Below are 15051 nucleotides of genomic sequence, written 5' to 3'. Positions count from 1 at the left end.
TCGAATCACTGTTGCCCGGACAACTTCATGATCATTCGCGACAGCAAGTAGATCCGCGGCGCCACGCTGCCTACTTCGGCATACTCTTCGGGCGTATGGATATTGCCGCCGACAATCCCGAAGCCGTCCAGCGTTGGTGTACCCACGCTGGCAGACAGACTTGAATCCGCCGCCCCGCCGCTGCCCTCAATGGTCAGGGTGCGACCCAGTTCACCGTAGATGCCTTGTGCCATCGCGACCAGTGCATCGGACTGCGCGGTTTGTGGCATCGGTGGCAGGCCACGGACCAGGCTGGTCTTGACCTCGGTATCAGGCACCAGCTTGTTGGCCGACACCCTGGCCAGGTCCTGTTCGACGCGGTCGAACTCCTCCGGTACGGCAGCACGCACATCAGCCTTGGCGCTGGCCTGATCAGGAATCACGTTGGTGCGATCCCCTGCCTTGAGCACGGTAAAGTTGATGGTGGTTTTCTTCTCCTCGTCACCCAGCTTGCCGAGTTGCAGGATCTGATGGGCAACTTCGGTCGCGGCGTTACGTCCCAGCTCAGGCGCAACGCCTGCATGCGAGGCCTTGCCCTTGACTTCGACCAGCGCGGTGGCCGAGCCTTTGCGCCACACCACCAGACCGTCGGCCGGACGACCCGGTTCGAGGTTAAGGGTGACGTCATGCTCCTTCGCGGTTTTCTTGATCAGCTCGGTAGCGACGCCTGAGCCGGTCTCCTCGCTGGCGTCGAGCAACACCGTAATCTGTGCGTAGTCGGTGAACTTCAGGTTGTGAAGCACCTTCAGCGCATAAATAGCGGCAACGATGCCGCCTTTGTCATCCATCACGCCTGGGCCGTAGGCACGCCCGTCCTTGATATGAAACGGTCGCTCGGCCGCGGAGCCTTCCTTGAACACGGTGTCCATGTGCGCCATCAGCAGAATCTTCGCCTTGCCGGTGCCTTTCAGGGTGGCGATGACGTGGTTGCTGGCTTCTGGCGTATTTGGAACGAGCTCGATGGTGGCTCCGAGCTTTTTCAGTTCTTCGATCGCGATGTCGCTGACCTTGGTCAGGCCCGGGACATACCCGGAACCCGAGTCGATGTTCACCAGACGCTCCAGCAGCTTCAAGGCTTCGTCCTTGTATTGCTCGGCATCGGCCTGGATGGCCTTGTGCGGTTCGGCCATGGCCGCCGGTGCCAGGGCTGTCAACGCAAGCGCCAGGGCGAGATGAGCAGCCAGTGGCGAGCGGGAAAATGAGCGCATGTGTTTCATCCTTGTGTTCGATCATCGAGGTTTTTTCAGGACCATACCCTACACACGTACCGGCCGTCATGGTTCAGCTCGCCTTGCGCCAGCGCTCGAAGCGGTCGAACAGCAACGCGTAGAGGATCGGAATCAGGCCCAGTGTCACCAGCGTACCCAACGCAAGGCCACCCATGATGGTGATCGCCATGCCCTCCCAGAGCGGGCCGGCAAACAGCATCAGCGGCACCAGCCCGATGATGCAGGTCAGTTTGGTCATCACGATCGGCCGCAAGCGCTTGATCGCGGCATGGACCACTGCGTCACGCACCGACAGGCCTTGCTCGCGCTCAGCCTCGATACGTTCGAGCAGCAGCACGGCGTTGTTGACGATGATGCCGGCCAGCGACAGCAGCCCGAAGGTGGCCATGAAGCCGAACGGATAGCCGGTGAGCACCAATGCCAGCGCCACGCCGATCAGCACGAAGGGCACGCTGGAGATGACGATCAGCAGCTTGCGAAACGAATTGAACTGCCAGACGAACAACAACAGCATCGCAACCAGTGCGTGTGGCATGTACTGCAACAGCGCCTGATTGGCCTCGGCCGAGTCTTCTATTTCGCCACCCGGTTCGATGTGGTAACCCGCCGGCAGGCTGATTGCAGCTATCTGCGGTGCCAACTGCTCGACGATCGAGGTCGCTGTCATTGACGGATTGTGTCCGACCACCGTGATCGCGCGTTGCAGATTACGCCGCTGGAGGGTCGATGCCTCGGCCCTGGGCTCGACAGTGGCAATGGCCGACAACATCAACGGCACGCCCCCGGAAGCCGGGTAAATCAATGTGCTGTCCAGATCATTGCCCGGTTTGCTCAGCGTGCTCTGCTCGCGCGCCACAATGGCGACAGCAGTATCGCCATCCTGCAGCGACGACACGGACAGCCCGCTGTTTCTCAGTTGCAGGGCCTGGGCGATGTCCTGAGTGGCAACACCGGCCTGCAGGGCCTTGTACGGATCGACGACAACGTCGTAACGCAGCAATCGGGTCCGCCAGTCATCGTGCACATCCAGGGTTCCGGGCAACGCCAACAACGCCTGCTCGATCTGCCGGGCAATACCGCGCAGCACGTTCTCGTCAGGACCGATGACCCGGTAGACCGCAATTCCCGCCTCAGTGGTGCCCATCGAGAATCGTTTGGGCTGCGCTTCGATTTCGGGGTGCTGCGCGAGGATAAACTGCCGTGTGCGCTCGATCACCGCATCGAGGTCGGCACCCTCGCGCACGCTGACAGTGAAATACGCGATATTCGGCGCCGGCAACGGGGGATTGAGGCCAAGCACGATCCGCGGCCCGCCACTGGCGACATAACCAATACTGTGTTCCACATCCTGATCGCTGCTCAGCCACTGGCTGATATCACGCACCGCTCGCGACGTGTCTCGCGAGCTGCTGCCGGGCTCCAGCACCAGCGGAATCTGGAACTGCATGCGGTCTGACTTCGGCAGAAAATCGTACGGCACCCGGGTCAGCACCACGACCGCCAACGCCAGCAACCCCATCATGCAGGCGATGAAGAGCAACGAGTGATTCAGCAACCCCTCGATGACCTTGCGATAGCCACGGTAGAACACCGAGGCATACTCATCGGCCTCGTCCGCCGACGCTTTGACGGCCGGCATCCTGGCGAAGTAAAAGCACAACAGGGGCGTCACCGTGACGCTGAGCAACCACGAGCTGATCAGCGTAGTGGCGAGCACAACCGCCAGCGAACGCAGGTATTCGTTGGTGCTGGTCTGCCCCAGAAAGAAGGGCGAAAACGCCAGCACGATGACCAGTGAAGAGGTCAGCAGAGGGATCATCAAGGTGCGCCCTGCCTCCTCACAGGCACTTCGTCGATCCTCGCCCGCATGCAGGCGTCGCTCGATGTCTTCGGCGATGACAATGCCGTTGTCCACCAGCAAGCCCAGCGCCAGGATGATCGCGGCAATCGACACCGTCTGCAGCTCGATCCCCAGTGCGCGCATGACCAGCAGCGTACTGAGGATGGTCAAGGGCACAATCACCCCAACCACCAGGCCGGTGCGCCAGCCCAGAAACAGCATGACCACGCACATCACGATCACCACCGTCTCGGCCATGACGTGATACATCTTGCTCATCTCGTGCTCGACCACGCTGGACTGGAAGGTCACCACGTGCAAGGTAAAGCCCGTCGGAAGTTGCTGCTCCAGCTCACCGAGTCGCTTGCGCAAGGCATCACCGAACGTTTGCACATTGAGGCCTGGCTGCATCGAAACGGCCAGCACGACAGCATCCTGTCCCTGGTAGATCGCTTCGGTTTCCGGCGGATCGACAGGGCTCACCGATACCCGGCTCAGGTTCTGCAACGCGACCTTCTGACCATTGGGCAACTGCACCGGGAACTGCCGAAGCTGCTCCAGCGAAAGCACCTCGCCACTGATCGAAAGCGTGGTGCTCTGCTGCCCGATGACCGGGTTGCCTCCTGTCGCGATCAGGTTGCGGGCTTGCAGTTGCTGAAGCAGCTGTTGCGGGGAAAGTCCGGCGGCGGCCAGCGTCTGGTGCTCGACATCGAGGTAGATGCGTTCATCCTGCAGACCATATAGCTGGACCTGATCGACGCCCTTGAGCGCATAAAGCTGATTGCGCAAGCGTTTGATCGGGCCGCGCATCTCGCTCATGGTGAAACCCGGTGCGGTCATCGCGACCGAAGCCACGGCCACGCGACCGAAATCATCATCGACAAACGGCCCTTGGGTGCCAGGCGGAAAACCACCGCTCGTTTCGCTCACCTTCGCCCGGAGCCGTTGCCACAGCAGCCCAAGATCCTTGACGTTGTCATACGCCGTGACCTGCACGATCACTCGGCCAGGCTGGACCGTGGTGAGCACGTTCTTGATCTCGGCCAGTTCACGGATACGCTCTTCGAGCGGCCTGGCGAGCAGTTCCTCGGTGCGCTCTGCGGACAGCCCTTCCAGAGACACGCTGACCAGTGCGTCGCGAACGGTCACCGACGGCTCTTCCTGAGAAGGAAAGCTCAAAAAAGTCGCGACACCGGCCAGCAAAATCAGCAAGGCGGCAAACAGGGTCAGGCGGCTTGCGCCCATGGCGCGGGAAGTAAGGTTCATTGCGCGGCACCGCTCAGGCGAGTGTCTGAATGAAATAGCGTGACGGGCTGACCGTCCTGCAGAAAAGCAGCGCCGGCAGTGACCACTTGCTCACCAGCGGTTAGCCCGCTGACGACCACTGCCCGTCCTTCTCTGACCGTACCCAGCGTGACAGAGCGGACGGCGACTGTTCCTCCCGGCTGGTAGACGAAGACTTCGGCAAGGTGGCTGCTGGTCCCCATCCATAACGCTTGCACCGGAACCGACAGTGCTTGTGCGTCGGCAGCGGGATGCATTTGCACAAGTAGCGTGACGCCACTGGGCAGCCTGCCGGCAGGTCGCAGCACTCGGAACACGGCCGTTCTGACCAGCCCGTCATCAGCTCGGGGCGAAATGCCTTCCAGGGCGAGATCAAACCCTACCGTACCGTCTGCGCTACTGGAGGCGCTGGCGAGGTCGCCCGGCTCAAGCGAATTGGCAAGTGCCAACGGAACAGCAGCTACCACTTGTTGCTCTGCGGCGGACTCGATATCCAGCAGCACCTGCCCGGCGGGCAACAAGCTCTGCGGTTGTGCATGACGGGCCACCACGCGCCCGGCAAAGGGTGCGATCAACCGGGTGCGATCCAGTTCGCGACGGGCCAGGTCCAGCTCGGCTTGCGTGCGCATCAGCTCGGCGCTGGCTTGTTCACTGGACGACTGGGCCGACTCGACCACGCTCTGGGCGACACTGCCCGCTGCGAGCAGATTTTGCTGACGCTGGTAGTTACGCTGGCGCTCCAGCGCCTGAGCCCGAGCCAGCCGCAAAGCGGCCTGCGCCTCCTGCAGGCGCAATTGCGCAGGCTGCGGATCAAGGCGGGCGAGCACCTGGCCCGGCTTGACGCTATCGCCAATATCGACCCGCAGCTCTGTCAGGGTGCCTGCCGATTCAAACGCCAGACTGGCGCGCTCCTGCTCTCGAACGGTGCCGATGAAGCGCAGCGCAGCGCCCTCTCCCGCCCGCACCATCTCAACCTTGACTGCCCGGACAGGCGGAGCACTGGCCGTCTGTTTATCACCGCAGCCACCGATCATCAGGGTGATCAGCACGACGCCGCAAGCGCGTGACACACACCGCCGTAGAGCCAGAAACGCATCAGGATTCAATCGCATGGCAGGCTTCAACCCTTCAGAAAGCGTAATTCAAGGCAATCAGGCCACTGCCTTCGGCATCGGTCTCGACCAGTGGGCTGCCACGGGTCTGATCGGTGTAGTGCGTCACCCCGACGCTGGCGACGGTTGACCAGTGGGCGTCGAAGGTATGCTGCCAGGCGAGCGCCGCCGAGTACGCATAAATGCCGCTGTCTGCGTTGAAACGGGAGAAGCCGGTGCGCTGACTCTGGATCGGGCTCACGCCGAAATAGGTCTGGTTGTAACGACCGTCACCGGCGTGCGCATCGATGTCGAGGGTCACCGTATCGGTCTGGCTGTGATAAGCGATGCCCTCGAAGCCCAACCGATAGCGATTGCCACGTTGTTCGCCAGCCACCCGCAGTTCGGCCTCGGCACTGACGGACAGCCACGGCATGAGTTGCTGAGAAACCATGAAGTCGCCAACGGTCGCGCCCTTGACGGTGCCCATCCCTCTCAGCTCGTTGGAACCAGGCCGATTCGTGCTGTTTTTCTCGGTACGACCGAAATCGTAATTGAGTGCAGCGCTGGCGCCGAACCCGGAATCCGACTGCCATTGCAGCCCCAGACCGCGTGTGGTGTCGGCGAAGAAGATGCCGCGCTGGACCGTCAGCATGGGCACCACCTGACTGCGGTATTCATCGGCCCCCATGTAGCGCGGCAGCACGGCCATGCCGAGCCCGAAATTGACGTTGAACCGGTCACCCAGCATCGACTGGCTTTCAGCGGTGCTGTCCTGGGCACAGGCCTGACCGGCCAGGGTCATGGCCGCAGAGGTGATCAACACGGTCAGCACAGGTTTAAGCAGCGCAGACCGCAGGTGAGTACGAGAGATTGCAGGGCTCATGGGGATACTCCGGTGTCATTCAGGATTGGGGTGGGGTTGTCGGTTCTGCTCCGTGCAGCACTCGAAACAGATCGACGCGGTTTTGCTGCAGCGCGTCGAGAGACTTGCGAGCGGCTGCGTCGGCTTCGGCAATACGGAGAGTGGAAACCAGCAATGCAGTACGCTCGACGGCGCCCGCATTGAGTTCAAAGGACAGGCGCCGCACTTTTTCCTGGACCAGCGCAACCCGCTCGACCTCGTTGCGGACATGGTTCAGGGCCTGCTGACGGCGGGTCAGCACGGCGGACATTTCACGGAAGGCGTTCTGCACGGCCTTTTCATACTCGGCCACTGCGATCTGCTGACGCACCTTGGCAAGATCCAGGTTGGCCTGATTACGCCCGCCGTCGAACAGCGGCAGATTCAATTGCGGCGTGAACAGCCACGCACCGCTGCCGTTGCTGAACAAGGTGCGCAGGCTGTCGCTCTGCAAGCCCACGCCGGTACTGAGTTTTATCGACGGAAAGAACGCCGCACGAGCAGCACCAATGTTGGCATTGCTGGCCTTGAGGGCTTCTTCGCGCTGACGGATGTCAAAACGCTCCAGCAGGCGCTGAGACGGCAGATTAGACAGCCAGGCCGGCGTATCGACCAGCGCGGCGCTCAGCGCAGGGGTGTCTGGCGTGCTGACGGGCAATACCGTCGAATAACCGGTGAGTAACAACAAGGCCTGCGACGCGTTGGCGTGATCGCTTGCCGCATCCTGTACCTGCTGTTGCGTGCTCAGGGTGTCGAGGCGCTGTGCCATCAGATCATCCAGCGAAAGCGCACCTTGACGCTGCTGCTCTTCGGCCGCCTTGACCAGCATCAGCCGGGCCTCGTGAACCGCCTGCGCATCCTGCTGCACGGCAGCGGCCAGACGCTCGGCCAGCCAGGCGCGGGCGACTTCCGCAATCAGCGCACTGCGTGCCGCCTGCTGGCCGTAGGTGCTGGCCAGATAATCGTGCCGCGCCGCCTCTGACAGGCTGCGCACGCGCCCGAAAAAATCCAGTTCGAAGTCAGAGACGCCCACCGACGCGATGGAAATGTCCTGACCATAACGCTCGTCGGCGGCCGCATTATCGAAGTGCTGACGATCGCGCTCGACACCTGCGGCAAGGGTCGGAAAGCGATCGGCGCGGGTAATGCCGCGCATTGCCCTGGCCTCCTCCACACGCAGCACCGCCACACGAAAATCGCGATTGAACGCCAGGGCCGATTGCAGCAACCGGCGCAGTTCGCCCTTCGGCGATAACTCGCCAGCCAGCGCTTCTTCGTCGGCACTGAGCACGACGGCTGTGGAGGTATTCGGAGCCGCGACCACAGCAGACACCTGATCGACAGGGACCGGCAACGCCGGACGCTGATAGGCCGGTATCAACGAGCAGCCCGAAAGAACCAGGCTCGCCAGCATGGCCAGGCAATACCGGCGGCGGTTGCGGATACGCTTGGACAGCGGTGCACTCATCGGCATAGGATCTGTCCGCGACAGTGGGCTCTGGACAGCATCCTGAACGTCGACTTTCAACAAACCGTTCGTGAATTATCAAGATTTGATCAAGAGGCGCTCTCGTGTCAGGAAAACGCATTCTTATCGTTGAAGACGACGCCGACAGTGCCAGCATTCTCGAGGCTTACCTGCGTCGTGACGGTTTCAACGTCGGGCTGGCCGAAAACGGTCAGCGCGGTATCGATATGCACCGTCAGTGGAAACCCGACCTGATTCTGCTGGACGTCATGCTGCCGCTTGTCAGTGGCACGGACGTGCTGTCGGCAGTCCGGCGCTGCAGCGACACGCCGGTGATCATGGTCACCGCCATGGGCGACGAACCGGAAAAACTCGGTGCCTTGCGCTATGGGGCCGACGATTACGTGGTCAAGCCCTACAACCCTCGGGAAGTGGTGGCCCGCGTGCATGCGGTTCTGCGGCGCTCCCAGCAGAACGGCAACAACGAGCGTCATTTGCGCTACCAGAACCTGCTGGTAGAGCTGGACGCCGTCACCGCGATCATTGAAGGTCCGGATGGCGCAGAGACCGTACTCGACCTGACACCTACCGAGTTCAAGATCCTTTCGACGTTGCTGAAAACGCCGTCCAAGGCCTTCACTCGCGAAGAACTGCTGGAAATCTGCCTTCCCGACAGCGAGGCGCTGGCCAGGGTTGTCGATGCGCATGTGCATAACCTGCGGCGCAAACTGGAGATCCATGGCGTGGACAACGTGCTGGTCACCGTCCGTTCGGTTGGCTATCGGTTCAGGTGATCCTCATGCGACATTTTTTCAGGCACAGACAAAAACCGTTGTGGCACTGGGTCGGCATGCGCATGAGCATGCTCGCCGTCGGTGCGGTCATCGTCATCGCATTTTGCATGTGGCTGCACGTCACGGTCTCTGACTGGCTCACCCTGCAGGCCATGCCGGCCGACGTGCGCATGGAATTCCTGCGGCTGCAGGCCGAGCCCACCCTGGACATGGTCAAGCTGCGCGAACTGTTCTTCGAGTATTACCCGATCGAAAACCTGCTGCCGGGCATTGCCAACAAGGAATGGTGGGTGCTGGCAGCGCTGGTGTCGATCGCGATCCCGATCATCATATTCTTCGGCTTTCTGTTTTCCCGTCCGCTTTCCAGCCAGTTCTCCTCGATTGCCAGGGGCGCACGTCAGGTCGCCCAGGGTGACTTCAAGACGCGCCTGCCGATGAGCACCAACGGCCCGGACGAATTGCAGGCGCTGGTCAGCGACTTCAACACCATGACCACTCAGCTCGGCCGTTACGAACTGGAAGTCAGCGAGTCCAGTGCCATGATTGCCCATGAGTTGCGCACGCCACTGAATGCCGCCATGGGACGCATACAAGGCATGATCGACGAAGTGTTCCCGCGTGACCTGGCACAACTGGAAATGGTCCATCGCCAGCTCGGCCAGTTGAACAAACTGGTGAGTGATCTGCACCTGCTCTCGCTCGCCAGCGCGGGTCAGCTGACCCTGGACAAGACGGAGTTTTCCCTTGAGAAACTGGTGGTCGAACGTCTGGGCTGGTTTGCCACGCCGCTCGATGAGGCAGGTGTCGCCGTGACGATCGATATCCCGCGGAAATTGACCGTCAACGCCGACCGTGACCGGATCGGTCAGGTGGTGAATATTCTCGTCGATAACGCGCTGCGCTATTCGGCGATGGGCAGAGAGCTGCTGATTGTCGGCAAAGCCAGCGCTGGGCGCATGGAACTGACCGTCTCGGACCGCGGGCCCGGCTTTGACTCGGAGAACCTCGAACAGGTATTCGACCGCTTCTGGCGTGCCGAACGTTCGCGGGCGCGTTATTCGGGAGGCAGCGGCCTTGGCCTGTCCATCGCCAGAGCCATTTGCCTCGAGCATGACGGCACTATCGAGGTCCGCAACAGGCCAGGCGGAGGATCCGTCATCCGCCTGGAGATTCCGGGCTGAGCCTGCCTGCCCGGCCCCGCAGATCAGTGCCCCATCAACGAGTCGATGCCGTCCGGCTTGTCGTGCACACCAAACCGGTCCACCAGCGTGGCGGTGGCCCGGTTCATGCCGATAACGTCGACGCTGATGCCTGCCTTTCTCAGTTTCAAAACCACCTTGTCCAGTGCGGCCACAGCGGTGATGTCCCAGAAATGCGCCTCGCGCAGATCGATGACCAGTGTCTCGAGGCTTTCACGCAAGTCGAATGAGGCCATAAAACGGTCAGCGGAAGCGAAGAATACCTGGCCGGTGACGTAGTAGGTGCGATGGCTGTGGAAGGGATCACGGTGCGACGTGACGTCAAGGAAGTGAGCGATCTTGCTGGCAAAGAACATCGAGGCAAGCAGAGAACCGACCAGCACACCGTAGGCAAGGTTGTGGGTCGCCACGACCACCACCACGGTGACCACCATCACGATGTTGGTCGAGAGCGGGTATTCCTTGAGGTTGCGGATCGATCCCCAACTGAAGGTACTGATCGACACCATGATCATCACCGCCACCAGCGCCGCCATCGGAATACGCGCCAGCCATTCGCCCAGAAACAGCATCATGATCAACAGCAGCAAACCCGCACTGAGGGTTGAAAGGCGTGTTCTGCCTCCAGACTTCACGTTGATCATCGACTGGCCGATCATGGCGCAGCCAGCCATGCCGCCGATCAGACCCGTGGCGATATTGGCAATGCCCTGCCCTTTGCACTCACGGTTTCGGTCACTGGTGGTATCAGTCAGGTCATCGACGATGGTCGCGGTCATCATCGACTCCAGCAGGCCCACCACAGCCAGCGCGGCGGAATACGGCAGAATGATCAGCAGCGTGTCGAGATTGAGCGCGACGTCCGGCCACATGAAGGTCGGCAGGCTGTCGGGCATTGCGCCCATGTCTCCCACGGTTCGTACATCAAGCCCCATGTAAATGGAAATTGCGGTGAGCACCAGAATGCACACCAGCGGCGAAGGCAGCAGCTTGCCCAGCACCGGCACGCGCGGGAACAGGTAGATGATTGCCAGGCCCGCCGCGGTCATCGCGTACACCGGCCAGGTCACATGGGTCAATTCCGGCAACTGGGCCATGAAGATCAGAATCGCCAATGCATTCACGAACCCGGTAACCACCGAGCGTGAAACGAAGCGCATCAACTCACCCAAGCGCAGATAGCCGGCGATGATCTGCAATACGCCGCAGAGCAAGGTGGCGGCCAGCAAATACTGAAGCCCGTGCTCTTTGACCAGATTCACCATCAGCAAGGCCATCGCACCTGTAGCTGCAGAAATCATCGCCGGGCGTCCGCCCACGAAAGCGATGACCACGCAGATACAGAACGACGCGTAAAGCCCGACTTTCGGGTCTACCCCGGTGATGATGGAGAACGCGATGGCCTCTGGAATCAGGGCCAATGCAACAACCAGCCCGGCCAATACATCGGCACGAACGTTGGAAAACCACGTAGCTTTGATTTTTTCGAGCATGGAAATACCTGTGACAGACGCAGCAAGACGCACGGCAGCAGTTGCCGGACGAGCAGGAGCATCGGTTTTCGATTGAGTAGTCAGATTGGGAGTGGCGGCGACCAGAAAACGGGCGCAGCAACGGGCGACTGCAGCAAGAAGGCAGTCAGGTGTTGCGAGGGGGGCGTAGCGCTAAGGCGGCGTAGGCAGCCAGTTGGAACGGGACACGTCTATTTCCTTCGATGGGTCGTAAGGCGCTGGCATCATAGACCTATCCGTTTGAGTGATTCAAGGGCAAGTCATCTCCCCGAACGACCTGAGTGACGGATGGCGCAACACCCTGAAACACGCAAAAAAGCCATCTGATACTGTTTTTTACAGCTGTTGTGTCTCTGTTCGTTATGACCGGTTTCGCTCATGATGCAGCCTTGCTCATTCGAAGCCGCTTATGAAACGCTACGAAAAATTCGCCGCCGACATCTCGGAAATGATTCGCAGCGGCGTCCTGCCCGCCGGGGAAAAAGTCCCGTCCGTACGCGTCGCGAGTCGCACATGGTCCGTCAGCCCGGCGACGGTCTTCAAGGCCTATTACCTGCTGGAAGACAAGGGACTGATTCAGGCCCGCGCACGCTCCGGGTATTACGTGCGCGAGCATGCCGCCAATGCACTGACCGAGCCTGAACTGATCAGACACACCAGCGAAGGCACCGAACTGGGCGTCAGCGACCTGATCTTTTCAGTGCTCGGCTCGCTCAAGGACCCGGACACCGTGCCGTTCGGCTCGGCGTTTCCCAGCCCGCACCTGTATCCGCTGGCGAGCCTGGCAAAGTCGATGGCGTCAGCTGTGCGTGCGCTGACGCCTGCGGGCATCGTCAGCGACATGACCACCGGGAATCCCGAACTGCGCCGACAGATCGCCCTGCGCTACATGATCAGTGGCGTGCGCTTGCCGGCGGACGAACTGGTCATCACCAATGGTGCGATGGAAGCCCTGAACCTGTGCCTGCAGTGCGTCACCGAGCCCGGCGACCTGGTCGCCATCGAAGCCCCGGCGTTCTATGCCTGCCTTCAGGTGCTGGAGCGTCTGAAGCTGAAAGCCGTCGAAATCCCCGTGCATCCGCGTGACGGCGTGGACCTCGACTCGCTGCAGGACAGCCTGACACGCCTGCCGATCAAGGCTTGCTGGTTCATGAGCAGCTTTCAGAACCCATTGGGCGCGAGCATGACTCAGGAAAACAGGATCAGGCTCTACGACCTGCTGGAACAGTATCAAATCCCGTTGATCGAGGACGATGTGTACGCCGAACTGTATTACGGCGCCAAGGCGCCTCACCCGGTGAAAAGCCTGGACCGCAGCGGACTGGTGATGCACTGCAGCTCGTTTTCCAAAACCCTCGCACCCGGCTATCGGGTCGGCTGGGTGGCAGGCGGGCGTTACACCGAGCAGATTGACCGCCTCAAGCTCATGACCACCCTCTCCCCTTCGGTCCCCGCTCAGGCGGCGCTCGCCGACTACCTCAAGCACGGCGGCTATGACCGCCATCTGCGTAAACTGCGTGACACTCTCGAACTGCAACAAGGCGCGATGCTCGCCGCTGCCGCCCGCTATTTCCCGGCGGCGACACGCGTCACCCGCCCCGTCGGCGGCTACTTTCTGTGGTTCGAATTCCCCGAGCAGGTTGATTCGCTGCAGCTCTTTCAACTCGCGCTAGCACAGGGCATCAGCCTGGCACCCGGCCCGATCTTTTCCGCGTCACGGCGCTTCAAGAATTGCGCGCGCCTCAACTACGGCACGCCCTGGGACGAACGCAGCGAGCAGGCCATGGCGATGCTGGGCCGTATCATCGCGTCGTTCTGAGCGTTTTCATGCCTTGCACAAAGGCAACTGATCCGTATTTTTAAGCTGTTTCTGAATCTGTATCAGAATCTGTCCGAGCACGATAATGGCAGCGCTTTCAAACGCGCAGGCCAACCGCCAGAAGCGGCGCCTGCGGCTCGTTACAGACGGATCGATCAGCAGGAGACGCTCATGGGCAAGCTCGGACTTTCTTTGATAGGTTTTTTATTGTTGGCAATCGCGGTGGGTTTGTTGGGGACTATTTCGCCGTATTGAGGCGCCGCGAGCCAGGAATGCTGAAGCCGCGTTGCATTAGCGCCAAAACGAAAAAACCCGCCATCAGGCGGGTTTTTTCTTGTTCAAAGGCCTACACATCGCCTTTGAAATATCGTCTGGCTCCACGACCTGGACTCGAACCAGGGACCCAGTGATTAACAGTCACTTGCTCTACCAACTGAGCTATCGCGGAATGAGCGCTATGTTACTGATTCGGAAAAGGAAGTCAAGCAGAGCAGAAAAAAATCCTGCTCGTTCATCCGGATGCCATTTCCGGCCAAACAGGAGCACGGTTCAGAAGCCTGCCTGACACGGTAGCCCTACTTGATCCGATAGTGGAAGGTATTCTTCACCCCGGGCACGGTCACCGCCCTGCCCTCGACAACCCGTGGCTGATAACGAAAGGTTTGCGCTGCGGCCAGTGACGGACGGATGAACAATGGATGGCAGGCACCCTGCACTTGCGGGTTGATCACTGTGCCTTGCGGTGACACGTCGTAGACCACCGTGCAATCACCCTCGATGCCTTTGTCCAGTGCCCGTTCAGGATAGTCCGGGGCCTCCTTGCTCAGCGGCTGGTACTGGCTGCTGTCGGCAGCGGCAGCCTGTTGCTGTGCTGACTGCTGCGTCTGACGGGCACGCTCGGCGGACTGGCGTGCCTGTTCAGCCTGACGCTGCTGCTCGATCTGCTGACGTTGCTGTGCGGCCAGTTGCTGTTCCTGTTGCTTGCGCTGCTCGGCCTCGCGCAGGCGTTGGGCATTCTGCAGTTGCTCGCGCTCGTGCTTTTGCTCTTCGACGCGCTTGCGGGCCACTGCAGCCTGGTCAGGTTGACGCTGCGGCTCTGCCTGCGGTTTCGCAGCTTCGAGCGGTTTGCTGACCGGCAACGATGCCGGTGCAGGGGGTGGCGGCGCCTGCACAGGCTCGGTTACCGGTGCCGCCGCCACCGGGACTGGCTCAGGCGCTGGCGCTGGCGGCAGAATCAGTAACTGGGTGGTCAGGGTTCTGACCTGTTCGGGCGGTTTTTCCCGGGCGCTCCAGCCGAGCATCAGACCGCTCAGCAGTGCGCCATGCAACGCCAGCGCGACCGCCGCCGCGAGGCCATTGCGGCGCAGCCAGGGCCCGGTCCCCCATTCGCGGCGCGGCGGCTGATAGTCGAGGGTCAGGGTGTTCATTGCGGCGCCTCGGTCACCATCCCCAGTTGCGTCACGCCACTGCGTTGCAGAGCCGCCATGGCAGCGACCACACGACCGTAATCGGCTTTATCATCCGCACGGATGAACACTTGCGTGTCGTTGCGCTCGGCCACCAGTTGAGCAATGCGCGCCTGCATGTCCTCCAGGCTCGCGGCCTGATCGGTCTGCGCCTGAGTGTCGACGGTGTCGCCCAGGTTCCAGTAGTAGCCGCCCTGCGCCTTGACGGACAACGTCACGATACGCTGCCGGGTGTCGGTGACGAGCGCTTCGCTGGCGACTTTCGGCAACTCGATTTTCACGCCTTGGGTGAGCATCGGCGCCGTCACCATGAAAATCACCAGCAGCACCAGCATCACGTCGATGTAAGGCACGACATTCATTTCGGCCTTCGGGCCATGTTTGCGTTGTGGTTTGACCAGCATGAC

11 protein-coding genes and 1 tRNA gene are annotated in these 15051 nt (G+C 61.1%); 3 read left to right on the top strand and 9 right to left on the bottom strand.

Annotation, left to right across the window (positions count from 1 at the left end; genetic code table 11):
- Nucleotides 1–5: 5 nt before the first annotated feature.
- The 5 genes from LIX91_RS05415 to LIX91_RS05395 all read right to left on the bottom strand — a co-directional run bounded on the left by LIX91_RS05415 (nucleotide 6) and on the right by LIX91_RS05395 (nucleotide 7861).
- Nucleotides 6–1247 (bottom strand): M20/M25/M40 family metallo-hydrolase, encoded by a 1242-nt coding sequence (locus LIX91_RS05415; RefSeq protein WP_003411431.1) that lies wholly within the window; start codon nucleotides 1245–1247, stop codon nucleotides 6–8.
- A 73-nt stretch (nucleotides 1248–1320) separates the two neighbouring features.
- On the bottom strand, nucleotides 1321–4374 hold the full coding sequence (locus LIX91_RS05410) for an efflux RND transporter permease subunit (protein WP_226488082.1): 3054 nt from the start codon (nucleotides 4372–4374) through the stop codon (nucleotides 1321–1323).
- Nucleotides 4371–5504 carry an efflux RND transporter periplasmic adaptor subunit gene (locus LIX91_RS05405; RefSeq protein WP_226488081.1) on the bottom strand — a complete coding sequence of 378 codons (1134 nt, stop codon included), beginning with the start codon at nucleotides 5502–5504 and terminating at the stop codon, nucleotides 4371–4373. Before LIX91_RS05405 ends, LIX91_RS05410 begins: the two co-directional genes overlap by 4 nt.
- A gap of 16 nt (nucleotides 5505–5520) precedes the next feature.
- Complete coding sequence (locus LIX91_RS05400) at nucleotides 5521–6369, bottom strand: MipA/OmpV family protein (protein WP_003411437.1); 849 nt, start codon at nucleotides 6367–6369, stop codon at nucleotides 5521–5523.
- Between the two features lie 19 nt (nucleotides 6370–6388).
- Nucleotides 6389–7861 (bottom strand): efflux transporter outer membrane subunit, encoded by a 1473-nt coding sequence (locus LIX91_RS05395; protein WP_226488080.1) that lies wholly within the window; start codon nucleotides 7859–7861, stop codon nucleotides 6389–6391.
- A gap of 98 nt (nucleotides 7862–7959) precedes the next feature.
- Here LIX91_RS05395 and LIX91_RS05390 point away from each other — a divergent pair, with 98 nt between their 5' ends.
- Nucleotides 7960–8649, top strand: coding sequence for a response regulator (locus LIX91_RS05390; protein ID WP_226488079.1), 690 nt, complete (start codon nucleotides 7960–7962; stop codon nucleotides 8647–8649).
- 5 nt (nucleotides 8650–8654) lie between these two features.
- Nucleotides 8655–9830 (top strand): sensor histidine kinase, encoded by a 1176-nt coding sequence (locus tag LIX91_RS05385; RefSeq protein ID WP_100072927.1) that lies wholly within the window; start codon nucleotides 8655–8657, stop codon nucleotides 9828–9830.
- Between the two features lie 23 nt (nucleotides 9831–9853).
- Here the strand turns inward: LIX91_RS05385 and LIX91_RS05380 are convergent, their stop codons facing one another.
- Nucleotides 9854–11341: a SulP family inorganic anion transporter gene (locus tag LIX91_RS05380; RefSeq protein ID WP_003411446.1), complete on the bottom strand. Its 1488-nt coding sequence runs from the start codon at nucleotides 11339–11341 to the stop codon at nucleotides 9854–9856.
- 427 nt (nucleotides 11342–11768) lie between these two features.
- Between LIX91_RS05380 and mapR the strand changes: the two genes are divergently transcribed.
- The gene (gene mapR / locus LIX91_RS05375) at nucleotides 11769–13178 is read left to right on the top strand and encodes a GntR family transcriptional regulator MpaR (protein ID WP_226488078.1); all 1410 of its coding nucleotides are present in this window, start codon (nucleotides 11769–11771) and stop codon (nucleotides 13176–13178) included.
- A 372-nt stretch (nucleotides 13179–13550) separates the two neighbouring features.
- Here the strand turns inward: mapR and LIX91_RS05370 are convergent.
- The 3 genes from LIX91_RS05370 to tolR all read right to left on the bottom strand — a co-directional run bounded on the left by LIX91_RS05370 (nucleotide 13551) and on the right by tolR (nucleotide 15048).
- Nucleotides 13551–13626 (bottom strand) — tRNA-Asn (locus tag LIX91_RS05370).
- Between the two features lie 127 nt (nucleotides 13627–13753).
- Nucleotides 13754–14605 carry an energy transducer TonB gene (locus tag LIX91_RS05365; protein WP_226488077.1) on the bottom strand — a complete coding sequence of 284 codons (852 nt, stop codon included), beginning with the start codon at nucleotides 14603–14605 and terminating at the stop codon, nucleotides 13754–13756.
- On the bottom strand, nucleotides 14602–15048 hold the full coding sequence (gene tolR, locus LIX91_RS05360; RefSeq protein ID WP_103695581.1) for a protein TolR: 447 nt from the start codon (nucleotides 15046–15048) through the stop codon (nucleotides 14602–14604). Before tolR ends, LIX91_RS05365 begins: the two co-directional genes overlap by 4 nt.
- Between the last annotated feature and the right edge of the window lie 3 nt (nucleotides 15049–15051).

The sequence above is a fragment of the Pseudomonas sp. B20 genome, assembly GCF_020515755.1.
In the GTDB taxonomy this organism is placed as follows: Bacteria; Pseudomonadota; Gammaproteobacteria; order Pseudomonadales; family Pseudomonadaceae; genus Aquipseudomonas; species Aquipseudomonas syringae.
This window is presented reverse-complemented; position numbering and strand designations above follow the sequence as displayed.